24 protein-coding genes and 1 tRNA gene are annotated in these 23,033 nt (G+C 62.4%); all 25 read right to left on the reverse strand.

Annotated elements, in window-relative coordinates:
• Positions 1 to 42: 42 nt before the first annotated feature.
• A complete protein-coding gene (locus AC3FLX_RS18315; protein ID WP_488698731.1) occupies positions 43 to 516 on the reverse strand; it encodes a MaoC family dehydratase in 474 nt (157 codons plus the stop codon).
• Between the two features lie 44 nt (positions 517 to 560).
• Complete coding sequence (locus tag AC3FLX_RS18320) at positions 561 to 1,013, reverse strand: MaoC family dehydratase (protein WP_488698732.1); 453 nt, start codon at positions 1,011 to 1,013, stop codon at positions 561 to 563.
• 64 nt (positions 1,014 to 1,077) lie between these two features.
• Complete coding sequence (locus AC3FLX_RS18325) at positions 1,078 to 2,196, reverse strand: acyl-CoA dehydrogenase family protein (RefSeq protein ID WP_488698733.1); 1,119 nt, start codon at positions 2,194 to 2,196, stop codon at positions 1,078 to 1,080.
• Positions 2,197 to 2,209: 13 nt separating this feature from the next.
• On the reverse strand, positions 2,210 to 3,412 hold the full coding sequence (locus tag AC3FLX_RS18330; protein ID WP_488698734.1) for an acyl-CoA dehydrogenase family protein: 1,203 nt from the start codon (positions 3,410 to 3,412) through the stop codon (positions 2,210 to 2,212).
• Between the two features lie 90 nt (positions 3,413 to 3,502).
• Positions 3,503 to 3,970 (reverse strand): DUF1178 family protein, encoded by a 468-nt coding sequence (locus AC3FLX_RS18335; RefSeq protein ID WP_488698735.1) that lies wholly within the window; start codon positions 3,968 to 3,970, stop codon positions 3,503 to 3,505.
• Positions 3,971 to 4,176: 206 nt separating this feature from the next.
• Positions 4,177 to 4,821: an NUDIX domain-containing protein gene (locus tag AC3FLX_RS18340; protein ID WP_488698736.1), complete on the reverse strand. Its 645-nt coding sequence runs from the start codon at positions 4,819 to 4,821 to the stop codon at positions 4,177 to 4,179.
• Between the two features lie 40 nt (positions 4,822 to 4,861).
• The gene (locus AC3FLX_RS18345) at positions 4,862 to 5,170 is read right to left on the reverse strand and encodes a DUF2818 family protein (RefSeq protein WP_488698737.1); all 309 of its coding nucleotides are present in this window, start codon (positions 5,168 to 5,170) and stop codon (positions 4,862 to 4,864) included.
• 15 nt (positions 5,171 to 5,185) lie between these two features.
• Positions 5,186 to 6,661 (reverse strand): NADH-quinone oxidoreductase subunit NuoN, encoded by a 1,476-nt coding sequence (gene nuoN, locus AC3FLX_RS18350; protein WP_488698738.1) that lies wholly within the window; start codon positions 6,659 to 6,661, stop codon positions 5,186 to 5,188.
• An 18-nt stretch (positions 6,662 to 6,679) separates the two neighbouring features.
• Positions 6,680 to 8,146 (reverse strand): NADH-quinone oxidoreductase subunit M, encoded by a 1,467-nt coding sequence (locus tag AC3FLX_RS18355; protein ID WP_488698739.1) that lies wholly within the window; start codon positions 8,144 to 8,146, stop codon positions 6,680 to 6,682.
• A 27-nt stretch (positions 8,147 to 8,173) separates the two neighbouring features.
• Positions 8,174 to 10,258, reverse strand: a complete 2,085-nt coding sequence (nuoL, locus tag AC3FLX_RS18360; RefSeq protein WP_488698740.1) for an NADH-quinone oxidoreductase subunit L — start codon at positions 10,256 to 10,258, stop codon at positions 8,174 to 8,176.
• A 59-nt stretch (positions 10,259 to 10,317) separates the two neighbouring features.
• Positions 10,318 to 10,623, reverse strand: coding sequence for an NADH-quinone oxidoreductase subunit NuoK (gene nuoK, locus AC3FLX_RS18365; protein ID WP_488698741.1), 306 nt, complete (start codon positions 10,621 to 10,623; stop codon positions 10,318 to 10,320).
• 16 nt (positions 10,624 to 10,639) lie between these two features.
• Positions 10,640 to 11,281, reverse strand: coding sequence for an NADH-quinone oxidoreductase subunit J (locus AC3FLX_RS18370; RefSeq protein WP_488698742.1), 642 nt, complete (start codon positions 11,279 to 11,281; stop codon positions 10,640 to 10,642).
• A 166-nt stretch (positions 11,282 to 11,447) separates the two neighbouring features.
• Complete coding sequence (gene nuoI / locus AC3FLX_RS18375) at positions 11,448 to 11,936, reverse strand: NADH-quinone oxidoreductase subunit NuoI (RefSeq protein WP_488698959.1); 489 nt, start codon at positions 11,934 to 11,936, stop codon at positions 11,448 to 11,450.
• Positions 11,937 to 12,010: 74 nt separating this feature from the next.
• Complete coding sequence (gene nuoH / locus AC3FLX_RS18380; RefSeq protein ID WP_488698743.1) at positions 12,011 to 13,075, reverse strand: NADH-quinone oxidoreductase subunit NuoH; 1,065 nt, start codon at positions 13,073 to 13,075, stop codon at positions 12,011 to 12,013.
• Positions 13,076 to 13,093: 18 nt separating this feature from the next.
• Positions 13,094 to 15,466 carry an NADH-quinone oxidoreductase subunit NuoG gene (gene nuoG / locus AC3FLX_RS18385; protein WP_488698744.1) on the reverse strand — a complete coding sequence of 791 codons (2,373 nt, stop codon included), beginning with the start codon at positions 15,464 to 15,466 and terminating at the stop codon, positions 13,094 to 13,096.
• A 13-nt stretch (positions 15,467 to 15,479) separates the two neighbouring features.
• On the reverse strand, positions 15,480 to 16,775 hold the full coding sequence (gene nuoF / locus AC3FLX_RS18390) for an NADH-quinone oxidoreductase subunit NuoF (RefSeq protein WP_488698745.1): 1,296 nt from the start codon (positions 16,773 to 16,775) through the stop codon (positions 15,480 to 15,482).
• Position 16,776: 1 nt separating this feature from the next.
• Positions 16,777 to 17,277, reverse strand: coding sequence for an NADH-quinone oxidoreductase subunit NuoE (gene nuoE / locus AC3FLX_RS18395; RefSeq protein WP_488698746.1), 501 nt, complete (start codon positions 17,275 to 17,277; stop codon positions 16,777 to 16,779).
• 225 nt (positions 17,278 to 17,502) lie between these two features.
• On the reverse strand, positions 17,503 to 18,756 hold the full coding sequence (locus AC3FLX_RS18400) for an NADH-quinone oxidoreductase subunit D (protein WP_488698747.1): 1,254 nt from the start codon (positions 18,754 to 18,756) through the stop codon (positions 17,503 to 17,505).
• 10 nt (positions 18,757 to 18,766) lie between these two features.
• The gene (locus tag AC3FLX_RS18405) at positions 18,767 to 19,366 is read right to left on the reverse strand and encodes an NADH-quinone oxidoreductase subunit C (RefSeq protein WP_488698748.1); all 600 of its coding nucleotides are present in this window, start codon (positions 19,364 to 19,366) and stop codon (positions 18,767 to 18,769) included.
• Position 19,367: 1 nt separating this feature from the next.
• On the reverse strand, positions 19,368 to 19,850 hold the full coding sequence (locus AC3FLX_RS18410) for a NuoB/complex I 20 kDa subunit family protein (RefSeq protein ID WP_008643342.1): 483 nt from the start codon (positions 19,848 to 19,850) through the stop codon (positions 19,368 to 19,370).
• A gap of 6 nt (positions 19,851 to 19,856) precedes the next feature.
• Positions 19,857 to 20,216 (reverse strand): NADH-quinone oxidoreductase subunit A, encoded by a 360-nt coding sequence (locus tag AC3FLX_RS18415; protein ID WP_488698749.1) that lies wholly within the window; start codon positions 20,214 to 20,216, stop codon positions 19,857 to 19,859.
• A 171-nt stretch (positions 20,217 to 20,387) separates the two neighbouring features.
• Positions 20,388 to 20,472, reverse strand: a tRNA-Leu gene (locus AC3FLX_RS18420).
• A 209-nt stretch (positions 20,473 to 20,681) separates the two neighbouring features.
• Positions 20,682 to 21,041 (reverse strand): preprotein translocase subunit SecG, encoded by a 360-nt coding sequence (gene secG / locus AC3FLX_RS18425; RefSeq protein WP_488698750.1) that lies wholly within the window; start codon positions 21,039 to 21,041, stop codon positions 20,682 to 20,684.
• Between the two features lie 50 nt (positions 21,042 to 21,091).
• The gene (tpiA, locus tag AC3FLX_RS18430; RefSeq protein WP_488698960.1) at positions 21,092 to 21,829 is read right to left on the reverse strand and encodes a triose-phosphate isomerase; all 738 of its coding nucleotides are present in this window, start codon (positions 21,827 to 21,829) and stop codon (positions 21,092 to 21,094) included.
• A 144-nt stretch (positions 21,830 to 21,973) separates the two neighbouring features.
• Positions 21,974 to 22,978 carry an NAD(P)H-quinone oxidoreductase gene (locus tag AC3FLX_RS18435; RefSeq protein ID WP_488698751.1) on the reverse strand — a complete coding sequence of 335 codons (1,005 nt, stop codon included), beginning with the start codon at positions 22,976 to 22,978 and terminating at the stop codon, positions 21,974 to 21,976.
• Positions 22,979 to 23,033 lie beyond the last annotated feature (55 nt).

Consider the following 23,033-nt stretch of genomic DNA (forward strand, 5'->3'; position numbering starts at 1 on the left):
GCCGCGTTCTAGCGGCCCCTTCTTTTTTCACAGCGGACAACGTTACGAGTAGCGTCGGCTGATCGATTCCGCCACGCAGACCGGACGCTCACTGCCCTCGCGTTCGACGGTCACTTCCCACGTCGACTGCGCGCCCACCAGCCCGTTCGGCATCGGATCGAGCCGCTCCACGTTGAGCAGCTTCACACGCGCCCGCAGCCGGCTGCCCACTGGCACCGGCGACGTGAATCGCACGCGGTTCAGGCCGTAGTTGACGCCCATCTTGACGCCTTCCATATGGATGGCGTTCTGCATGAACTGCGGCAGCAGCGACAGCGTCAGGAAACCGTGCGCCACCGGCGCGCCGAATGGCGACTCCCGCTTGGCGCGTTCCACGTCGACGTGGATCCACTGGTGATCGCCCGTCGCCTCGGCAAACAGGTTCACCTGATGCTGCGTGATTTCGAGCCAGTCGCTGACGGCCACTTCCTGGCCCTGGAGGGACTCCAGTTCTTCCAGCGATGCGATGGTGCGCATATGACTTGTCTCCTGTTGTCTTATTGTCTGAGTGCCAATGGGAATTACGCCGGCCGGCGCTTGTACATGCCCATGCCCTTGACCGTACAAACGACCTCGCCCTTCTGATTCGAGCCGACCCATTGGGTCAGCACCACACCCCGGTCGGGCTTGGAGCTGGACGGACGCTTCTCCAGAATCCTCAGCACGGCGGTCAGCGTGTCGCCGGCATAGACCGGCTTGATCCAGCGGACCTCGTCCACGCCCGGTGATCCCATGCTGGTCGAGCGGTCGCCCATCGACTGTACCAGCAGCCTCATGATGATGCTGCAGGTCATCCAGCCGCTGGAGATCAGGCCGCCGTAGATGCTGTTTTCCGCGGCGGCCTTGTCGATATGGAACGGCTGCGGATCGTACTGGCGCGCAAACGTGAGGATTTCTTCCTCGGTGACGTGATAGCTGCCGAGCGGGATCTCGCTGCCGACGACATAGTCTTCGAAGTACATCTTGTTCGACATCGGAAGCTCCAAAGCAAAAAACCGCGCTCGGGGTCTCCGGCGCGGTTCAGGTCAATCGCTGCGATCAGGCGGCTTCCTGGAAGCCAGGCTGGCTGGCGAAGCGTCCCAGGTGATGGTCCACGTCGCCGAACGTCGTGTTGATCAGTGTCAGGCGCTTGAACATATGCGCGGCCGGCAGTTCATCGGTCACGCCCATGCCGCCGTGAATCTGCACGGCTTCCTGGCCCACCGCGCGGGCGGCCTGCCCCACGCGCGCCTTGGCGGCGGACACGTAGCGGCGCCGCTCTTCCGGTGACGACTCTTCGAAGCGGGCCGCGGCCAGCAACGTAATCGAGCGCGACTGCTCGGCGTGGATGAACATCTCGACCATGCGATGCTGCAGCGCCTGGAAGCGCGCGATGGGCACGCCGAACTGCTGGCGCGTCTTCGCGTATTCGAGCGTGGCGGCGTTCAACGTATCCATCACGCCCACGGCTTCCGCGCACAGCAGCACGGCGGCGTAGTCGGCCGTGGCTTCGAGCACGTCCCAGCCCTTGCCTTCGGCGCCGAGCAGCGTGGCCGGTGCATCGGCGAAGGTCACGTCGGCGGCGCGCAGGTTGTCGATCGTGCGGTAGTCCTTGACGCTGACGCCGGCGCCATTCGTATCGACCAGGAACAGCGAGATGCCGTCACGGTCCGACTGAGCGCCGCTGCTGCGCGCCGACACCACGAGCTTGTCAGCCTGGGCGCCGTGAATCACAACCACCTTGCGGCCGTTGAGCTTGCCGCCCTTGGCCGTCACGGTCACGTTGTTCAGTTCGTAGCGCGCCTGCGGCTCGTTGAACGCCGTCGCCAGCTTCAGCTCGCCGCCAGCCACCTGCTCCAGCAGCGCCTCCTGGCCGCCGGCCAGCTTCAGCGCATGCGCGGCCACCACGGTGGCGAGGTACGGCTCCACGACCAGGCCGCGGCCCAGTTCCTCTTGCACCACCATCATGTCGACGGCCGTGCCCGAGAAACCGCCCTGCGCTTCCGGCACCGGCAGCGCAGTCAGGCCCAGTTCCACCAGGGAACCCCAGGCCTGCTCGCCGTGGCCGGCGTCGGTCTTGATGTTCTTCTTGCGCGATTCGAAGTCGTAGCTCTTCTCGACAAAACGGCGGATCGCGTCGGCCAGTTGCTTCTGTTCGTCGCTGAGATTGAAGTTCATGTTGCGTGTCTCCTCACAGCCCCAGAATCATCTGGCTGATGATGTTCTTTTGAATTTCGTTGGAACCACCGTAGATCGACGTCTTGCGGTAGTTGAAGTAGTAGGCGGCCAACGGCGCGGCATCGTCATAGCCCGTCACGGCGTGCTCGGTCTCACACTCGAGGTACGGCGTATCGAACGGTTGCGCGTACGGGCCGACGGCTTCCACCATCAACTCGGTGAGCATCTGCTGGATCTCGGTGCCCTTGATCTTGAGCATCGAAGCCTCGGGGCCAGGCCCCTTGCCGGCCGCTTCACTCGACACCACGCGCAGCACGGTGATCTCCAGCGCCATCAGTTCGATTTCCAGGGCAGCCACCTTGGCGCCGAATACCGGGTCCGCCAGAAGCGGCTTGCCATTCTTCTGCTGCTGACGCGCCACGCGCTTCAGGAAGCCCAGTTCCCGCTTGGAGTTGCCCACGCGGGCAATGCCGGTGCGTTCGTGGCCAAGCAGATACTTGGCGTAAGTCCAGCCGCGGTTCTCTTCGCCCACGCGGTTTTCGACCGGCACCTGCACGTTGTCGAAGAAGACTTCGTTCACCTCATGCTCTTCGTCGAGCATGATGATCGGGCGCACGGTGATGCCCGGCGTCTTCATGTCGATCAGCAGGAACGAGATCCCTTCCTGCTTCTTGGCTTCCGGATCGGTGCGCACCAGGCAGAAGATCATGTCGGCGTGCTGGCCCAGCGTGGTCCAGGTCTTCTGGCCATTCACGATGTAGTGCTTGCCATCCGACGTCAGCTCGGCGCGCGTCTTCAGCGATGCCAGGTCGGAACCCGAACCCGGCTCGGAGTAGCCCTGGCACCACCAGTCGGTGCAATCGAGGATACGGGGCAGGTAATACGACTTCTGCTCGGCGTTGCCGTACTTCATGATCACGGGAGCGACCATCGCCACGCCGAACGGCAGCACGCCGGGCGCGCCGACGCGGGCATTTTCCTCGTCCCAGATATGGCGCTGCGTGGCGTTCCAGCCCGTGCCGCCGAATTCGACCGGCCAGTGCGGAGCCGACCAGCCATTGCCGGCCAGCGTCTTGTGCCAGCGCACCAGGTCGTCGCGATTGGGGCGGCGGTGGTTGAGAACCTTTTCGCGGATTTCCGCCGGCAGGTTGGCTTCGAGCCAGCTGCGCACTTCCTGACGGAAGGCGTTGTCGGCCGCCGAGTAGTTGAGATCCATGCCCGTCTCCATTGGTGGTGCCGGCGGGCGCCGGCCGATTGTTTTACCTGCGCATCGCTGCGCTGGTAAAACCGGGCACAGGATGCTTGTTCAGTGGGCCGTCTGCTTCAATGCGTCCGGCACGATGAGCGGAAAGGTGTCGATGCCCTCTTCAGCCAGCGCCTGCACGTCCTCGGCGGTGGCCGAACCGCGGATACCGCGTTCGGGCGCCTCGTCGTAATGCATGCGCCGCGCTTCCTCCACGAAGCGGTCTCCCACGTCCTCGGTCTGTGCCAGCACCTGCCGCACGGCCTTCAGGTAGTGCGCCTGCAGCGCCTGCATCATCTGCTGCGCTTCGGCCTTGCCTGGTTCGCCATCGCGGCCCTGCGTCGGCGCCGGCTTTGCGGTGGCACCCGAAAGATTCAGGCGCGGCGCGCTGGGCAGGCGGCTGACCGCATGGTCGCCACAGACCGGGCATTGGACGAGGTCACGTGAAATCTGCGATTGCGCATCTTCCTCCGAAGCAAACCAGCCCTCGAAACGATGGTCATGCGCACAGCACAGGTCGAGCACCTTCATGATCTTTCCAGCCCGTCGGGGCAATGTTAGCCGTGAATCGAAATTTTGTGAACGGTCGTGCTAATTTATTTGCAGCCGTTTTTGCCTGGCAGGATGCGCCGGAAACACAATCCCGCCGAAAGCAGCCGAATTAGGCGCGGAGCCTTGAAAAATCAAGGGAAAACCCGTGGTCGGCATCGGCGTCAGCATAGCAGCAAAGCGGCGTTTCAGCCGGCCGCGCGCGTATCCGGAAACGGCGGCTCAGCCTGCTCGCCGGGCTGCCAGGTGCCGGACACGATCTTCTCGAGCCAGAAGGCGCCGATGATCGTCTTCACATCGGTAATGCGGCCTTGCCGCACCCAGTCGATCACCTGCCCTACCGGGGTGATGAAGGTCTCCAGGAACTCGCCGTCGTCGAGCTTCGACTCGCCGGCCGTCAGATCGCGCGCCAGGAACAGGTCGATAAATTCGGTCGAATAGGAAATCACCGGGTGGATGCGCGTCAGGTAGTCCCAACGCTTGGCGGTGTAACCGGTCTCCTCGAGCAATTCGCGTTCGCCGCAACGCTGCGCGCCTTCCTGAGGATCGAGCTTGCCGGCCGGGAATTCGAGCATCACCTCGCCTACCGGATAACGGAACTGGCGTTCCATCAGCACGGTGCCGTCGTCGAACAGCGGGATCATCATCACCGCGCCCGGATGCAGCACGTACTCGCGGCCGGTCTGCTTGCCGTCAGGCAACCGCACGATGTCTTGCTTGAGGGTGAGGAATTTGCCGCGGTGGATGGTGGCCGAAGCGACCGGGGTCTCGCGGAGATGGTCGTCCGAAACTTCGAAAGTCTGGGGCGACGCGGGGGAAGTCTTGTTGGTCATGAACGCTCCGGGTGTGACACGGACCGGAGCAGGCAAGCCCTCAGGCCGTGCGATGTTTGACCAGGTATTGCCAGGTGAAGCCGGGGAAGGCAAACACCAGCATCATGCAGGCCGTGATGGCGTAGAACTGCCAGCCCTGCGGGAATGCGTTGCCGAGGCTCGCCTCCACCGCAAAGCCGACAGCGCCGGCCACCGCGTACCAGACGATCAGTTCCACCACGCGCAGCCACAGCGGCTTGCGGGCCCACTTCAGGCCCACCGCCGTGAACAGGCGCTGGTTGACGAACGGCAGGTTGGCACAAACCAGTGCCAACAGAATGACAAACCAGCCGCCCGCCGAGGAACTCATATCGTCACCTTTATGTCAGGACGCCAGCGTGGCGCGGATGGCCTGATAGCACAGGTTCATCAGCGCGGCCGGGAAAAGGCCCAGCAGGATCACCGCCAAGCCATTCAGACTCAGCACCGAGCGCAGGCCCGTCGACGCTTCCAGCGGCTCTTCGCCAGTCGGGGCATCGAAGTACATCAGCTTCACGATGCGCAGGTAGTAGAACGCACCGATCAGCGAGAACAGCACCGCCACGATGGCCAGCCAGCTCATGCCGGCCTTGACCACGGCCTGCAGCACGGCCAGCTTGGCGTAGAAGCCCACGGTCGGCGGAATGCCGGCCATCGAGAACATCATCACCAGCATCAGCAGCGCGAACCACGGATGGCGGCGCGACATGCCCTTCAGATCGTCCAGCGTTTCGGCCTCGAAGCCCTTGCGCGTACGGATCAGGATCAGGCCGAACGTGCCGAGCGTGGTCAGCATGTACGTGATCGAGTAGAACATCGACGAGCTGTACGCATTGGCCGCGCCATCCGCCTTGTTCGCCACCACGCCGGACAGCATGCCCAGCAGGATGAAGCCCATATGCGAAATCGTCGAGTACGCCAGCATCCGCTTCAGGTTGGTCTGCACGATTGCCGTCAGGTTACCGATCACGAGCGACGCGATCGACAGACCCACCAGCATCATCTGCCAGTCAGTGGCCAGCGGCAGCAGACCTTCCACCAGCAGGCGCATGATCAGCGCGAACGCGGCGACCTTGGGGCCGGCGGCGATCAGCAGCGTCACCGCGGTCGGCGAACCCTGGTAGATGTCCGGAATCCACATGTGGAACGGTGCGGCGCCGAGCTTGAACGACACGCCCGCCACGATGAACACCACGCCAAAGGCCAGCATCGTCGTATTGACGCGGCCCGACTCCACCACGCGGAAGACTTCGCCCAGGTTCAGCGAACCGGTGGCGCCGTACATCATCGACATGCCGTAGAGCAGGAAGCCCGAAGCCAGCGCGCCAAGCACGAAATACTTGATGGCCGATTCCGACGTCACGCGCGAATCGCGGCGCAGCGCCACCAGTGCGTACGACGACAGCGACAGCAGTTCCAGGCCCAGGTACAGGGTCAGGAAGTTGTTGCCGGTGATCATCACGAGCTGGCCGCCGAGCGTGAACAGCGCGAGCATGTAGAACTCGCCCGCGTACATGTCGCGGTTGCTCAGGTAGGTACGCGTGTAGATCAGCGTCAGGAACATGCCCAGCGAGCAGAACGCCGACAGCACGTTGGCCATCGGGTCGATGACCACCAGGTTGGCAAACGCATAGTGCGTTTCGCCATTGGCCGCATCCACGGAGAACCAGAAGGTCAGGACCAGCGTGGTGATCAGCGAGAGCGGGTACGCCACGCTGGTGCGGTTCTTGCCGCGCGCTAGGTCGATCCAGTTGATCGCCGCGATGGCGATCGCCAGGAAGATGATTGGCGCCACCGGGGCCAGGCTAGAGGACGATTGCATGATATTTCTCTCCCCCGCTTACAGCTTGGACTGTGCCACGTGGGACAGCAGGTTCACCACCGAGGCGTGCATTACATCGGTGAAGGGTTTCGGGTACAGACCCATGTAAAGCGTCAGGATGGCGAGCAGACCAAACATGAGGAATTCACGCTTGTTCAGATCCACCAGCTCGCGCACGTGCTGGTGCACGATGTCGCCAAAGATCACGCGCTTGACCATCCACAGCGAGTAGGCCGCACCCAGGATCAGGGCCGTGGCAGACAGCAGGCCAATCCAGAAGTTGAACTTGACCGACGCCAGGATGACCATGAACTCGCCGACGAAGCCCGAGGTAGCAGGCAGGCCGCAGTTGGCCATTGCGAAGAACACCGAGAACGCGGCGAACTTCGGCATCACGTTCACCACACCGCCGTAATCGGCGATCTGGCGCGAATGCACGCGGTCGTACAGCACGCCGATGCCAAGGAACATGGCACCCGACACGAAGCCGTGCGAGATCATCTGCACGATACCGCCCTCGATACCGAGGTCATTGAAGATGAAGAAGCCCAGCGTCACGAAACCCATGTGGGCGATCGACGAGTACGCCACCAGCTTCTTCATGTCGGACTGGACCAGCGCCACCAGGCCGATGTAGATCACGGCGACCAGCGAGATCGTGATGATGAACGGCGCCATGTAGTGGCTGGCGTCCGGTGCGATCGGCAGCGAGAACCGCAGGAAACCGTAGGCACCCAGCTTCAGCATGATCGCGGCCAGCACGACGGAGCCGCCGGTCGGCGCTTCCACGTGGGCGTCGGGCAGCCAGGTGTGCACCGGCCACATCGGCACCTTCACGGCAAAGGCCATGAAGAACGCGACAAAGATCGCAATCTGCTCTTCGAACGTCAGCTTGGCCTGGTGCCAGGACAGGATGTCGAACGTACCGGTCTTGTTGTACAGGTACAGCAGCGCCACCAGCGTCAACAGCGAGCCGAGCAGCGTGTAGAGGAAGAACTTGAACGCGGCGTACACGCGGTTCGGGCCGCCCCAGACACCGATGATGATGTACATCGGGATCAGCGTGGCTTCGAAGAACACGTAGAACAGCATGCCGTCCAGCGCGCAGAACACGCCGACCATCAGGCCAGACAGGATCAGGAACGCAGCCATGTACTCGGCCACGCGCTCGGTGATCACTTCCCAGGCCGAGATCACGACGATCACGGTGATGAACGCGGTCAGCACCACGAACCACATCGAGATGCCGTCAACGCCCAGGTGATAGGCGATATTGAAGCGCTCGATCCAGGGAGCCTGCACGACGAACTGCATGGCAGCCGTCGACGTATCGAAGTGGAAGACCAGCGGCAGCGTTACGACGAAGCTGGCGATGGCACCGAACAGCGACATCCAGCGCACGAAGCACTTGCTGTTGTCGGAGCCGAACATCAATACCAGCAGGCCGAAGAAGATAGGCAGCCAGATTGCGAGAGACAGAACCATTTCTTTGTTTTCCTTACTCGGTGCCTATCACTTGGTGCCTATCACGCCAGTGATCGTCAGCGTCAAAAGCACCAGCATGCCGATGATCATCGCGAAAGCGTAATGGTAGATATAGCCGGACTGCAGGTAGCGGCTGGCGGCGGCAAACGATGCCACCACACGGGCCGACCCGTTGACGAACAGGCCGTCGATCAGGCTCTGGTCGCCGCCCTTCCACAGACCGGTACCCAGCAGACGCGCACCGCGCGCAAACACGGCCTGGTTGATCGCGTCCATGTAGTACTTGTTGTCCAGCAGCTTGTAGACGCCCGAGAAACGTTGCTTGATCGCTTCAGGGATATCCGGGCGCTTCATGTAGAAGAACCACGACAGCACCACGCCCGCGATGGCCAGCCACAGCACCGGCGTCGTCAGCGAGTGGATCGCCATCGGCACCCAGCCGTGGAACGCTTCCTTGAGCTCTTCCATCGCGTGGTGATTTTCGCCGACGAAGATCACGTCCTTGAATGCGATGCCGTGCTTGAAGAAGTCGCCGAACAGCATCGGCTCGATGGCAATGGCGCCAACGATCACCGACGGAATGGCCAGCAGCACCAGCGGCAGCGTCACCACCCACGGCGACTCGTGCGGCTTCTGGCCCGGAGCCAGACCGTGATGATGGTCGTCACCGTGCGATTCCTCTTCTTCCTCATGATGGTCGTGGTGGGCGTGCGGCTTGCCGAAACGCTCTTCACCGTGGAACACCAGGAAGTACATGCGGAACGAGTAGAAGGCGGTCACGAACACACCGGCCAGCACTGCGAAGTACGCAAAGCCCGAACCGGCCAGATGCGACTCGGCCACGGCCTCGATGATCGAATCCTTCGAGTAGAAGCCCGAGAAGAACGGCGTGCCGATCAGCGCCAGCGAACCAACCAGCGACGTGATCCACGTGATCGGCATGTACTTGCGCAGGCCGCCCATGTTGCGGATGTCCTGGTCGTGGTGCATGCCGATGATGACCGAACCGGCGCCCAGGAACAGCAGTGCCTTGAAGAACGCGTGCGTCATCAGGTGGAACACGGCCACCGAGTAGGCCGATGCGCCCAGCGCCACAGTCATGTAACCAAGCTGCGACAGCGTGGAGTACGCCACCACGCGCTTGATGTCGTTCTGGATGATGCCCAGGAAACCCATGAACAGTGCCGTGATCGCGCCGATGATCAGCACGAACGACAGCGCCGTGTCCGACAGCTCGAACAGCGGCGACATGCGCGACACCATGAAGATGCCGGCGGTCACCATCGTTGCCGCGTGAATCAGTGCCGAGATCGGGGTCGGGCCTTCCATCGAGTCAGGCAGCCAGACGTGCAGCGGGAACTGCGCCGACTTGCCCATCGCGCCGATGAACAGGCAGATGCAGGCCACGGTGATCATCAGCCAGTCGGTGCCCGGGAAGATCACGGTTGCCAGCTGCTCGCGCTGCGCAAACACGTCGGTGTAGTTCATGCTGCCGCTGTAAGCCAGCAGCAGGCCGATACCGAGGATGAAGCCGAAGTCGCCGACGCGGTTGACCAGGAACGCCTTCAGGTTGGCGAAGATCGCGGTCGGACGCGTGTACCAGAAACCGATCAGCAGGTACGAAACCAGGCCCACCGCTTCCCAGCCGAAGAACAGCTGCAGGAAGTTGTTGCTCATCACCAGCATCAGCATCGAGAAGGTGAAGAGCGAGATGTAGGCGAAGAAGCGGTTGTAGCCGGGGTCCCCTTCCATGTAGCCGACGGTGTAGATATGCACCATCAGCGACACGAAGGTCACCACGACCATCATCATCGCGGTCAGGGAATCGACCAGGAAGCCGACTTCCATCTTCAGCGAGCCGATGGCCATCCATTCGTACACGGTGGCGTTGTAGCCGGCGCCGTTCATCACGTCGAGCAGCACCATCACCGACAGGACGAACGAGACGGCTACGCCGAGGATCGTCGCGGAGTGGGCCACGATCCGGCCGCCGCGCGACTCCGAGGAAAACGTGCCGAAGAACTTGGTACCGAACAGACCGGCTATCGCGGCACCGGCGAGCGGTGCCAGCGCAATTGCCAGCAGCAGGTTGGGGTTGAGCGTGGTTGCCATAGGACGCTTATTGGTGTGCGGTCGGGATGCAGTCTTGGTTCATGTCGTGAGCGTTCATGTCAGCCCTTGAGGGTATCCATGTCGTCCACATTGATCGTGTCCAGGTTACGGAACAGCACGACCAGGATTGCCAGACCGATTGCCGACTCGGCGGCGGCCACCGTAAGGATGAAGAAAACGAAAACCTGTCCGGCCAGGTCGCCCATGTAGTGCGAGAAGGCGACAAAATTGGTGTTCACCGCAAGCAGCATCAGTTCGAGCGCCATCAGCAGCACGATGACGTTCTTGCGGTTCAGGAAAATGCCAACGATGCTGATCGCGAACAGGATGGCACCGAGGACGAGAAAATGGGCGAGAGACAACACAGCGGGTTCTCCGGGCTTAGTTCTTGTTGGCGGAGACAGCAGCGTCCGCTTCGGCCCGGCCCTCGGCCGGCATCTTCACCAGGCGCACGCGCTCGTCGCGGCGTACGCGCAACTGGGCACCCACGTCCTGGGCCTTGACGTCCTTGCGGCGGCGCAGCGTCAGCGCTACGGCGGCGATGATCGCCACCAGCAGGATCACGCCAGCCACTTCGAACGCATACACGTAATCGGTGTAGATCAGCTTGCCCAGCGCCTGGGTATTCGAATAGTTCGGATCCTGCGCACCCGGCGGCATCACGGCGGCGGTGGTACCGATGAAGTTGCGCACGAGCACGATGGCCATTTCGGCGATGATCAGCGCACCGACGATCGAGGCCATCGGCACGTAGGTCCAGAAGTCCCGGCGCAGGTGCTCGATGTCGATATCGATCATCATCACCACGAACAGGAACAGCACCATCACGGCGCCTACGTAGACCAGCACAAGCAGGATGGCGAGGAACTCGGCCTTCAGGATCATCCAGATCGCGGCGGCGGTGAAGAACGCCAGGACGAGGAACAGTGCGGAATGCACCGGGTTCTTTGCCGTGATGACTTTCAGTGCGGAGAGCACCAGCACCAGGGCAAAGGCATAGAAGATGGCTGTCGTGAGTTCCATGGTCCCTATCGGATCCTCTTTGGGCCGCGCCGGCACAGGCTACCCTCTGGGTGGCCCGCGCCTTGCGCGGCATCCTTCTCTTGGTTGTCGCCCCTTGCGGGGCCACTTCAAATTCGTTGCCGGAAGCGGCCTGTCACACGCTCCGCTTCCGTCCTGCCAGATACGCTTAGCGGTACTTCGCGTCCGCTGCCTTGGCCGCGGCAATCTGCGGCTCGTAGCGGTCGCCCACGGCCAGCAGCATGTCCTTGGTGAAGTACAGGTCGCCGCGCTTTTCGCCGTGGTACTCGAAAATGTGCGTTTCGACGACGGCGTCGACCGGGCAGGCCTCTTCGCAGAAGCCGCAGAAAATGCACTTGGTCAGATCGATATCGTAGCGCGTGGTGCGGCGGGTGCCGTCGTTACGCACGTCCGATTCGATCGTGATGGCCATAGCCGGGCACACCGCTTCGCACAGCTTGCAGGCGATGCAGCGCTCTTCCCCGTTCGGGTAGCGACGCAGCGCGTGCAGGCCGCGGAAACGCGGCGACATCGGCGTTTTCTCTTCAGGAAACTGGACAGTCACCTTCCGGGCGAAGAGATAGCGGCCGGTCAGTGCCATGCCCTTGAAGAGTTCCTTCAGGAGCAGGCTGTTGAAGAAGTCCTTGATGGCGAGCAGCATGACGATTGCTTCCTAAGTATTTCAGCGTGGCGCGCCCTGCCCCTTCGGGCGGCGCACCTTCGCCTGGCCTCTTAGTGCCAGATGTTCCACGGCGACTTGATCCAGATCGCCACAATGATCAGCCACGCCACGGTCAGCGGAATGAAGATCTTCCAGCCCAGACGCATGATCTGGTCATAGCGGTAACGCGGGAACGAGGCACGAATCCAGATGAACACCGACAGCAGCAGGAAAACCTTGATCACCAGCCAGAAGAAGCCCGGGATCGCGTTCGTGATGAAGCTCGAGAACGGAGGCGCCCAACCGCCGAGGAACAGCAACGAGGTCATCGTCGAGATGATGATCATGTTGATGTATTCGGCCAGGAAGAACAGCGCGAACGTCATGCCCGAGTATTCGATCATGTGGCCGGCCACGATTTCCGATTCGCCTTCCACCACGTCGAACGGATGGCGGTTCGTTTCCGCCACGCCCGAAATGAAGTACACGGCGAACATCGGCAGCAGCGGCAGCCAGTTCCACGACAGGATGTTGATACCCATGTCCGCGAAGTAGCCGACGTTCTGGCCATTCACGATTGCCGACAGGTTCAGGCTGCCCGCCACCATCAGCACGGTGACCAGCGCAAAGCCCATCGCGATTTCGTACGACACCATCTGCGCCGCGGCACGCATTGCGCCGATGAACGCATACTTCGAGTTCGATGCCCAGCCTGCCAGGATCACGCCGTAGACGCCCACCGAGCTGATGGCCATCACATACAGCAGGCCGGCGTTCACGTTGGCCATCACCACTTCAGCCTGGAACGGAATCACAGCCCACACGGCAACCGCCGGCATCAGCACCATCAGCGGCGCAACCAGGTACATGCCCCGGTTGATCTGCGACGGGAACATGACTTCCTTGAGCAGCAGCTTCAGCACGTCGGCGATCGGCTGCAGCAGGCCCAGCGGACCCACGCGGTTCGGCCCGATACGCACGTGCATCCAGCCGATCAGCTTGCGTTCCCACAGAATCAGGTAGGCCACGCACAGCAGCACCGGCACCACAATGACCACGGCACGGATCAGGATCCAGATCAGCGTCCAAGCGCTGCCGAAGATGGCCTGGCCCTGCGAGGTAATGAGATCGATCATGTTGCTATCTCGCTCTTCTTATACGGTGGCCGTCGCGGCGGCACTCTGACCGGCCGACAGGTCGATGGCTTTCTCAACGGTGACGGTGCCGAACAGCGCGCCCAGCGTTGCGGCGGCCACGGTGGCAGCCGGCACGCGCACGGTGTTGGCCGGCAGCGTCTTTTCCAGCGCCGCGGGCAGCACCACGCTGGCGCCATCCTGCGTCACGCGCACCGGATCGCCCGAATGCACGCCCAGCTTGCCAAACAGATCCGACGACAGCGCAACCTGCATCGCACGGCGCGCGGCAGCGGTCAGCTGCAGCGAATCGGCGCGGCGCACGATGGCATCGGCGTGGTAGATGGGCACATCGGCGATACGCTCGATTCCGTTGGCGGCGGCAGCCGTCACGCGAATCGCGGCATCGGTGGCGTTGTTCAACTGCTCGGCAACCGGGCGGGCCAGCACGGCATCGCGTACGGCTTCGGCGGTGTCAAAGTCGAAGCCAGGCACATCCAGCAGGTTGCCCAGCACACGCAGCACCTTCCAGCCCGGACGCGACTCGCCCAGCGCACGAACCACACCGTTGAAGCTCTGGGCACGGCCCTCGGCATTCACGAACGTACCGGCGGTCTCGGTGAACGGCGTGATCGGCAGGATCACGTCGGCGTATTGCATGGCGGCTTCCGAGCGGAACGGCGACAGCACTACGACGGTACCGGCTTGCTGCAGCGCGGCCACGGCCTTGCGTGCGTCGGCGGTATCGAATTCGGCTTCGGCGTTCAGCACGATGTAGGCGCGGCGCGGCGCATCGAACATCGCCTGCGCATTGGCGCCACCCTGCTTGGGCAGCGCGCCGGCGATGTAGCCGCCGACCGTGTTGGCTGCCTCGGTCAGGAAGCCCAGCGTCGCGCCCGTTTCCGTGGCGATCCATTGGGCCAGCGCGTGCAGCGCCGAGAATTGCGGGTGACGCACGGCTTCGTTGCCGAGGAACACGGCGCGGCGCTCGCCCGACAGCAGCGCATCGGCCACGGTCTTGGCGGCATCGCCACCGTCGAATCCATCGGTACCGGCCGGTGCTGCCACGCCCTTGGCGGCAGCCACGGCACGGGCCACGCCCGCCAGTGCTGCGGTCCAGCCCGACGGGGCCACGTCGATACGTGCGGCCAGCGGCATCAGCAGGTCTTCACCGCCGGCGCCGATCACGGCCACGCGGGCACCCTTCTTGACTGCCTGGCGCAGACGCGAAGCCAGCAGCGGCTGGTCCTTGCGCAGCGACGCGCCAATCACCAGCGCGCGTTGCAGCGTGGTGACGTCGGCAATCGGCATGCCCAGCCACGGCGCACCCTTCAGTGCCGCCGAGAAATCGCTCTGACGCAGGCGGAAGTCGACGTTGTCGCTACCCAGGCCACGCACGAGGTTGCCGAGCAGGAACAGTTCTTCCAGCGTGCTGTGCGGGCTGGCGATGGCGGCGATCTGGTCGGCGCCATGTTCCTGCTTGATGCTGGCCAGGCCATTAGCCACGTATTCCAGCGCGGTCTGCCAGTCCGTTTCCATCCACTGGCCGCCCTGCTTGAGCATCGGGCGGGTCAGACGGTCGGCACTATTCACGCCCTCGTACGAGAAGCGGTCCTTGTCCGAGATCCAGCATTCGTTGACGTCTTCGTTTTCCAGCGGCACCACGCGCATCACGCGCTGGTTCTTGGTCTGGACCACGAGGTTGGCGCCCACGCCGTCGTGCGGCGACACCGACTTGCGGCGGCCGAGTTCCCACGTACGGGCCGAATAGCGGAACGGCTTGCTGGTCAGCGCGCCGACCGGGCACAGGTCGATCATGTTGCCGGACAGTTCCGAATCCACGGTCTGGCCGACGAACGTCGTGATTTCCGAGTGTTCGCCGCGGTTCAGCATGCCCAGTTCCATCACGCCGGCCACTTCCTGGCCAAAGCGCACGCAACGGGTGCAGTGGATGCAGCGCGTCATCTCCTCCATGGAGATCAGCGGGCCCACGTTCTTGTGGAACACCACGCGCTTTTCTTCCTTGTAGCGCGACTCCGATGCTCCGTAGCCCACGGCCAGATCCTGCAGCTGGCATTCGCCGCCCTGATCGCAGATCGGGCAGTCGAGCGGGTGATTGATCAGCAGGAATTCCATCACGGACTTCTGGGCCTTGACGGCCTTTTCAGAGTTCGTGAAGACCTTCATGCCGGGCGTCACCGGGGTGGCGCAGGCGGGCAGCGCCTTGGGCGCTTTTTCCACTTCGACCAGACACATGCGGCAGTTCGCCGCGATGGACAGTTTGCGGTGGTAGCAGAAGTGAGGAATATACGTGCCCAGCTTGCGGGCCGCTTCCATGACGAGGCTACCTTCCGCAACCTCAACCTTCTTGCCGTCGATCTCGAGTTCAACCATGTTCTGCCACGCTTCAGGAATGGGCCGGGACCATGCACTGCTTGTGTTCGACGTGATATTCGAACTCTTTCCAGTAGTGCTTGAGCATGCCGCGTACCGGCATCGCCGCGGCATCGCCGAGCGCACAAATCGTGCGACCCATGATGTTTTCCGCAACGTTATTGAGCAGGTCCAGGTCTTCCTGGCGGCCTTCTCCGTGTTCAATACGATTCACCATGCGGTAGAGCCAGCCGGTGCCTTCACGGCACGGCGTGCACTGGCCGCACGATTCTTCAAAGTAGAAATACGACAGGCGCAGCAACGACTTCACCATGCAGCGCGTCTCGTCCATGACGATCACGGCGCCCGAGCCCAGCATCGAGCCGGCCTTGGCAATCGAATCGTAGTCCATGGTCGAGGCCATCATCAGGTCCGCCGGCACCACCGGGGCCGACGAGCCGCCAGGAATCACCGCTTTGAGGGCCTTGCCACCGCGCATGCCGCCCGCCAGCTCCAGCAGATCGGAGAACGGCGTACCCAGCGGGATTTCGTAGTTGCCCGGACGCTCGACGTCGCCCGATACCGAGAAGATCTTGGTGCCGCCGTTGTTCGGCTTGCCCATCTTCAGGTATTCCTCCGGGCCAACGGCCAGCAGGAACGGCACCGCGGCAAACGTCTCGGTGTTGTTGATCGTGGTCGGCTTGCCATACAGGCCGAAGCTGGCCGGGAAAGGCGGCTTGAAGCGCGGTTGGCCCTTCTTGCCTTCCAGCGACTCCAGCAGCGCGGTTTCCTCGCCGCAGATGTAAGCGCCATAACCGTGGTGGGCGTGCAGCTGGAAGCTGAAGCCCGAACCCAGGATGTTGTCGCCCAGGAAACCTGCGCGACGCGCTTCTTCGAGGGCTTCCTCGAAGATCTTGTATTCGTTCCAGATTTCGCCGTGGATGTAGTTGTAACCCACGGTGATACCCATCGCGTACGCCCCGATAGCCATGCCTTCGATCAGCGCATGGGGGTTGTAGCGGATGATGTCACGGTCCTTGAACGTGCCCGGCTCGCCCTCGTCCGTATTGCAGACCAGGTACTTCTGGCCCGGGAACGAACGCGGCATGAAGCTCCACTTCAGGCCGGTGGGAAAGCCCGCACCGCCACGGCCACGCAGGCCCGACGCCTTGACGTCGGCAATCACCTGCTCGGGCGTTACCTTCTGCTCCAGGATACGGCGCAGCTGCTGGTAGCCGCCACGCGCGACGTAGTCCTCGAGGTGCCAGTTCTTGCCGTCCAGGCCTGCCAGGATCAGCGGCTTGATATGACGGTCGTGCAGAGAGGTCATGTTACTTGTCCCCCTTGGCGGCGGCTTCGGCCTTGAGCTCGTCGACCAGTGCGTCGATCTTCTGGTCGCTCATGAAGCTGCACATGCGGGTGTTGTTGACGATCATCACCGGTGCATCGCCGCAAGCGCCCATGCATTCGCCTTCCTTCAGCGTGAAGCAGCCGTCAGCGGTGGTTTCGTTGTAGTCGATCCCGAGCTTGCGCTTCAGGTATTCGCCAGCCCGGTCGCCGCCCGACAGGGCGCACGGCAGGTTGGTGCAGACGGTGAGCTTGTACTTGCCCACCGGCTTGGTGTCATACATGTTGTAGAACGTGGCCACCTCTTCCACCCACACGGGCGGCATTTCCAGGTAGCTGGCGACGAACTGCATGACTTCGGGGGAAACCCAGCCCACCTCGCCCTGTGCCACGGCGAGTGCCGCCATCACGGCCGACTGCTTCTGGTCGGTCGGATACTTCGCGATCGCGCGATCGATTTCCTTGAGAGCTTCTGCTGATAGCATGGTCATTGCAGTAATACGGCGAAGCCCCGCGCTTTTCGCGTGGCTTCACTGGTTTGCAGCCGTCGCTGCCATGTTCCGCCGGCCCGGAATGCTCCAGCGCATTCCTTGCCGGTCCGTCGCAGGCATCGCCTGCCGCCACCGTTACCACCGGGGCCGGCCGAACACGCCCGGATCGTCGTCCGGACAACGGCCTGTGACGGGATACCCTTTTACTGTCGGTATCCCTTAGCGGTCGATCTCACCGAACACGATGTCCTGCGTACCGATGATCGTGACCGCGTCCGCAATCATGTGTCCGCGGGCCATCTCGTCCAGTGCAGCCAGGTGGGCATAACCCGGCGCACGGATCTTCAGGCGGTACGGCTTGTTCGCACCGTCGGAGATCGCATAGATGCCGAACTCGCCCTTCGGGTGTTCCACCGCGGCATATGCCTCGCCCGGCGGCACGTGAATGCCTTCCGTGAAGAGCTTGAAGTGGTGGATCAGCTCTTCCATGTTCGACTTCATGTCCACGCGCGAGGGCGGCGCCACCTTGTGGTTCTCGGTGATCACCGCGCCAGGGTTGCGGCGCAGCCAGTCGATGCACTGCTTGATGATGCGGTTCGACTGACGCATTTCCTCCACGCGCACCAGGTAGCGCGAGTAGCAATCGCCCGCCGTGCCAACCGGGATGTCGAAGTCGAGCTGGTCATACACCTCGTACGGCTGCTTCTTGCGCAGATCCCACTCGATGCCCGAGCCACGCAGCATCGGACCGGTGAAACCCATCTGCAATGCACGCTCGGGGCTGACCACGCCGATATCGACCAGACGTTGCTTCCAGATACGGTTATCGGTCAGCAGCGTCTCATATTCATCCACGTACGTCGGAAAACGGTTCGTGAAGTCCTCGATGAAGTCCAGCAACGAGCCCGAACGGGCTTCGTTCATGACCTTGATGGCCTTCTCGTTGTGGATCTTCGACGCACGGTACTGCGGCATCGTGTCCGGCAGGTCGCGGTACACACCGCCCGGACGGTAGTAAGCCGCGTGCATGCGCGCGCCCGATACCGCCTCGTACATGTCGAACATGTCTTCGCGCTCGCGGAACGCGTACAGGAACACAGCCATCGCCCCAACGTCCAGCGCGTGGGAACCGATCCACATCAGGTGGTTCAGCAGACGGGTGATTTCGTCGAACATCACGCGGATGTACTGCGCGCGGACCGGCACTTCGATGCCGAGCAGCCGCTCGATCGCCATCACGTAGGCGTGTTCGTTGGCCATCATCGACACGTAGTCGAGACGGTCCATGTAGGGAACGTTCTGGATCCAGCTCTTCTGCTCGGCCAGCTTTTCCGTGGCGCGGTGCAGCAGGCCGATGTGCGGGTCGGCGCGCTGAATGACTTCGCCGTCCAGCTCAAGCACCAGACGCAGCACGCCGTGCGCGGCAGGGTGTTGGGGACCGAAGTTGAGGGTGTAGTTCTTGATATCTGCCATGACGCCGTTCTCAGTGCTTCGTGCCGCCGTAGTTTTCCTCGCGAATCACGCGCGGCGTGATTTCGCGCGGCTCGATCGTCACCGGCTGGTAGATGACCCGCTTCTGCTCGGGGTCGTAACGCATTTCCACGTAGCCCGAAACCGGGAAGTCCTTACGGAACGGATGGCCGACGAAACCGTAGTCGGTCAGGATACGGCGCAGGTCCGGATGGCCTTCGAACACGATGCCATAGAAATCGAACGCTTCGCGCTCGAACCAGTTCACCGAGTTCCAGACATCGATCAGCGACGGCACCACGGGCATGTCGTCGTCCGGCGCGAACACGCGCAGGCGCAGGCGCCAGTTGTGCTTGATCGACAGCAGATGGGTAACGACTGCAAAGCGCAGGCCTTCCCAGGTGCCTTCGGCGTAATCGGAGTAATCGACGCCGCAGAGATCGATAGCCTGCTCGAAATGCAGCGACGGGTCGTCGCGCAGCAAGCGTGCGGCGTCCAGGTAATCGGCAGCCTTGACGATCAGCGTCAGCTCGCCGGTAGCCTCGATCAGATTCTGCACGCGCTTGCCCAGAACTTTTTCGAGGGCGGCCTTGAGGGTATCGAGGTTCGCCATGTCAGCCCTTGCGCGCGATGGTGTTGGTACGCTTGATCTTGTTCTGCAGCTGGATCACGCCGTAGATCAGCGCTTCCGCCGTCGGCGGGCAGCCCGGAACATAGATGTCGACCGGCACGATGCGATCGCAGCCACGCACTACCGAATACGAGTAGTGGTAGTAGCCGCCGCCGTTGGCGCACGAACCCATCGAGATCACCCAACGCGGCTCTGCCATCTGGTCGTAGACCTTGCGCAGCGCGGGGGCCATCTTGTTGCACAGCGTACCGGCCACGATCATCACGTCGGACTGACGCGGCGACGGGCGGAAGATCACGCCGAAACGGTCCATGTCGTAGCGTGCGGCGCCAGCGTGCATCATTTCCACTGCACAGCAGGCCAGACCGAACGTCATGGGCCACAGGGAACCCGTGCGGGTCCAGTTGATCAGCTTGTCAGCGGTCGTCGTGACAAAGCCTTCGTTGAGAACGCCTTCGATTGCCATTTCACATCACTCCCAATCGAGCGCGCCCTTTTTCCAGATGTAGACGAAGCCCACGATGAATTCCAGCAGAAACACGCCCATGGCGATGAATCCCGGCCAACCGATGTCCTTGAGGGCAACGCCCCACGGAAACAGGAAGGCAGTTTCGAGATCGAACAGGATAAAGAGGATGGCGATGAGGTAGTAGCGCACGTCGAACTTCATGCGCGCATCCTCGAATGCTTCGAAGCCGCACTCGTACGGCGACAGCTTCGCTGCGTCAGGATTGTTGGGACCGAGAATCCTGCCAATGGACATCAGTGCTACACCGAGCACGATGCCAAAGAGGATGAAGATGAGGACGGGGAAGTAGGCTTCGAGAGTCAAGATACGGCCAGCCTTATCTGGAATGTTGTCAACAGCACCAGCTAGCGGCGACCTGTTGCCCACCCCAGGCGCCATCCCGTCATAGCTACGGCGCCGCCTTGCGGACTGCCGGAGAGCCATGCTGCAGCCCATGCATGACATGGATGCGACAATGACTTCCGATCAATTGTTTGGTGCCGACGGCGAGACTCGAACTCGCACAGCTTTCGCCACTACCCCCTCAAGATAGCGTGTCTACCAATTTCACCACGTCGGCTGGGGGAGAAACAATATTGCCTTGCGCCGGGTTTTTACACCCTACGAAGCTCGGCCAAGAGAGTATGTCCTTTGGCTTTTGCCCCGCGCTGGGGAATCGTTTCAAGCCCTGCATTCTAACTCATGATTCCTGATTTGTTCAATGCACAACTGCAAATTAAATCAGGAATCCGAGAACACACTGTTCGATTATTGCGCTGATGCCAAAACTTACTTCGGCACTGCCGGCGCAGCAGGAGCGGAAGCAGCAGACGCTGCCGCGGCCGGTGCCGAAGCCGGCGTGACCTGAGGTTGCTGAGCCGCGCCCATGACGCCCACCGACGCCTGCGGCTTGTAGTTGCCCAGCAACGTCAGACCCAGCGTGGCGGCAAAGAACAGGGCCGCCAGAACAGCCGTCGTGCGCGACAGGAAGTTTGCCGAGCCCGATGCACCAAACAGGCTGCCCGATGCACCGGAACCGAACGCGGCGCCAACATCGGCGCCCTTGCCATGCTGCAGCAGGACGAGGCCGATCACGCCAAGCGCGGACAGAACCTGCACGATGACCAACAGAGTCTTGAAAATTGCCATTTGGTTAAATTCGTTTCGTACTTGCCTGATCAGTCAGTCGCATCCGGCATTCAGGCGTTGCCGATCGCGAGGAAATCATCCGCCTTCAGCGAGGCGCCGCCAATCAGCCCCCCGTCGATATCGGACATTGAAAACAGTTCGGCCGCATTGTCCGGCTTGACACTGCCGCCGTACAGAATGGCCATGCGCTGGGCTACCGCCGCATCCTTGCGAACCACCTGCGCGCGCAATGCCGCGTGCACGGCCTGAGCCTGCTCGCTGGTCGCCGTCTTTCCAGTACCAATGGCCCACACGGGCTCATAGGCCAGAACAATTCGACCAAGCTGTTCGATAGACAGCGCATCGAGCACCGCCTGCAGCTGACGCCCCACCACGGCTTCGGTCTGACCAGCCTCGCGCTCCGCCAGCGTTTCGCCAACGCAGACCACGGGGACGATACCCGACTCCAGCGCTCGCAGTGCCTTGGCGGCTACGATTGCATCGGTTTCGCCATGATAGGTGCGACGCTCGGAGTGACCCACCAGAACATATGCGCAGCCGAATTCAGCCAGCATCGGCGCGGCGACTTCACCAGTGAACGCGCCACGCGTCTCGGCGGAAGTATCCTGGGCACCCCAGGACACTTGGGATCCGGTGAGCTGCGACTGGCACTGGGCAAGGTAGGGAAACGGTGCGCAAACAGCCAGTTTCGCCTTGGCTGGCGCTGCCTTGATGGCGTCCAGCAGCGCAGCGTTGGCCGCCAGGCTGCCATGCATCTTCCAATTGCCGATGACCAGCTTTTGTCTCACAAGGGTCCCCTCTTGAATCAAACCGGCTATTGTAGCGTGGTCAAGGGGGTGCCGCCAGCGCACGGCGGACATTTGCGGACGGCCAGTGGCCGTCGGCCCACAATCGCACCCACTGCGATGCGATTGTGCAGGCCGTGAGCAGCCTTACCAGGTCAACACGATCTTGCCGGTGTGCTCGCTCGATTCCATCAGACGGTGAGCATCCGCGGCCTGCGCCGCCGGGAACACCTTGTAGATGACGGGCTTGATTTTGCCCGCGGCCAGCAGCGGCCAGACGTTCTGGTGCAGCGCTTGCGCAATCGCGCCCTTGAACGATGCCGGACGCGGACGCAGCGTCGAACCCGTGACCGTGATACGCCTGCGCAGGATATCGCCGAGCGGAATCTCGGCCTTGCCGCCACCCAGCAGCGCAATGATGACGATACGGCCATCATCGGCGATGCACGACAGTTCGCGCGCCAGGTACGAGCCGGCCACCATGTCGAGAATCACATCGACGCCCTTGCCTTCCGTCAGCGCCTTCACTTCGGCCGCAAAATCCTGCGTCTTATAGTTGATCGCGCGATCGGCGCCAAGATCTTCGCAGGCCTTGCACTTGTCATCGCTGCCAGCGGTCACGAACACCTTGAAGCCCATCGCCTTGGCAATCTGGATGGCCGTGGTGCCGATGCCGCTCGACCCGCCCTGGATCAGCAGCGTTTCCGCGGCACCGCGCGGCCCCTTGCCCAACTGGCCGCGATCGAAGACATTGCTCCACACCGTGAAGAACGTTTCCGGCAACGCAGCGGCCTCGATATCGCTCAGTCCTTCGGGCACCGGCAGGCATTGCTCGATCGGCGCGGTGCACAGCTCCGCGTAGCCACCACCCTGCACCAGCGCGCAGACACGGTCGCCCACCTTGAGGCCAAAACGGTTGGCAGAGTTCGACAGGTCGCCACCGACCACCACACCAGCAACTTCAAGGCCAGGCAGATCCGACGCGCCCGGCGGCACGGGATAGTTGCCGGTACGCTGGAACACATCGGGACGATTGATACCCGCGGCGGCCACGCGAATCAGGATTTCACCGGCCTTCGGCTCCGGATCGGGACGCTGCGTTTCCTGCAGGACTTCAGGGCCGCCGTATTCACGGATCTCGATGGCTTTCATGATGACTCCTCATTAATGTCGGGGACGCGTCGCGCGACGCGCATACACGTCGCGC

It is taken from the genome of Cupriavidus sp. 291-E7 (genome assembly GCF_057798835.1).

Excerpts from the sequence above, each read along its gene's own strand:
- AC3FLX_RS18315 (WP_488698731.1), bottom strand. The coding sequence starts at position 516 with ATGCGCACCATCGCATCGCTGGAAGAACTGGAGTCCCTCCAGGGCCAG.
- AC3FLX_RS18320 (WP_488698732.1), bottom strand. The coding sequence starts at position 1,013 with ATGTCGAACAAGATGTACTTCGAAGACTATGTCGTCGGCAGCGAGATC.
- AC3FLX_RS18325 (WP_488698733.1), bottom strand. The coding sequence starts at position 2,196 with ATGAACTTCAATCTCAGCGACGAACAGAAGCAACTGGCCGACGCGATC.
- AC3FLX_RS18330 (WP_488698734.1), bottom strand. The coding sequence starts at position 3,412 with ATGGATCTCAACTACTCGGCGGCCGACAACGCCTTCCGTCAGGAAGTG.
- AC3FLX_RS18335 (WP_488698735.1), bottom strand. The coding sequence starts at position 3,970 with ATGAAGGTGCTCGACCTGTGCTGTGCGCATGACCATCGTTTCGAGGGC.
- AC3FLX_RS18340 (WP_488698736.1), bottom strand. The coding sequence starts at position 4,821 with ATGACCAACAAGACTTCCCCCGCGTCGCCCCAGACTTTCGAAGTTTCG.
- AC3FLX_RS18345 (WP_488698737.1), bottom strand. The coding sequence starts at position 5,170 with ATGAGTTCCTCGGCGGGCGGCTGGTTTGTCATTCTGTTGGCACTGGTT.
- nuoN (WP_488698738.1), bottom strand. The coding sequence starts at position 6,661 with ATGCAATCGTCCTCTAGCCTGGCCCCGGTGGCGCCAATCATCTTCCTG.
- AC3FLX_RS18355 (WP_488698739.1), bottom strand. The coding sequence starts at position 8,146 with ATGGTTCTGTCTCTCGCAATCTGGCTGCCTATCTTCTTCGGCCTGCTG.
- nuoL (WP_488698740.1), bottom strand. The coding sequence starts at position 10,258 with ATGGCAACCACGCTCAACCCCAACCTGCTGCTGGCAATTGCGCTGGCA.
- AC3FLX_RS18370 (WP_488698742.1), bottom strand. The coding sequence starts at position 11,281 with ATGGAACTCACGACAGCCATCTTCTATGCCTTTGCCCTGGTGCTGGTG.
- nuoH (WP_488698743.1), bottom strand. The coding sequence starts at position 13,075 with ATGATCGATCTCATTACCTCGCAGGGCCAGGCCATCTTCGGCAGCGCT.
- nuoG (WP_488698744.1), bottom strand. The coding sequence starts at position 15,466 with ATGGTTGAACTCGAGATCGACGGCAAGAAGGTTGAGGTTGCGGAAGGT.
- nuoF (WP_488698745.1), bottom strand. The coding sequence starts at position 16,775 with ATGACCTCTCTGCACGACCGTCATATCAAGCCGCTGATCCTGGCAGGC.
- nuoE (WP_488698746.1), bottom strand. The coding sequence starts at position 17,277 with ATGCTATCAGCAGAAGCTCTCAAGGAAATCGATCGCGCGATCGCGAAG.
- AC3FLX_RS18400 (WP_488698747.1), bottom strand. The coding sequence starts at position 18,756 with ATGGCAGATATCAAGAACTACACCCTCAACTTCGGTCCCCAACACCCT.
- AC3FLX_RS18405 (WP_488698748.1), bottom strand. The coding sequence starts at position 19,366 with ATGGCGAACCTCGATACCCTCAAGGCCGCCCTCGAAAAAGTTCTGGGC.
- AC3FLX_RS18410 (WP_008643342.1), bottom strand. The coding sequence starts at position 19,850 with ATGGCAATCGAAGGCGTTCTCAACGAAGGCTTTGTCACGACGACCGCT.
- secG (WP_488698750.1), bottom strand. The coding sequence starts at position 21,041 with ATGGCAATTTTCAAGACTCTGTTGGTCATCGTGCAGGTTCTGTCCGCG.
- AC3FLX_RS18435 (WP_488698751.1), bottom strand. The coding sequence starts at position 22,978 with ATGAAAGCCATCGAGATCCGTGAATACGGCGGCCCTGAAGTCCTGCAG.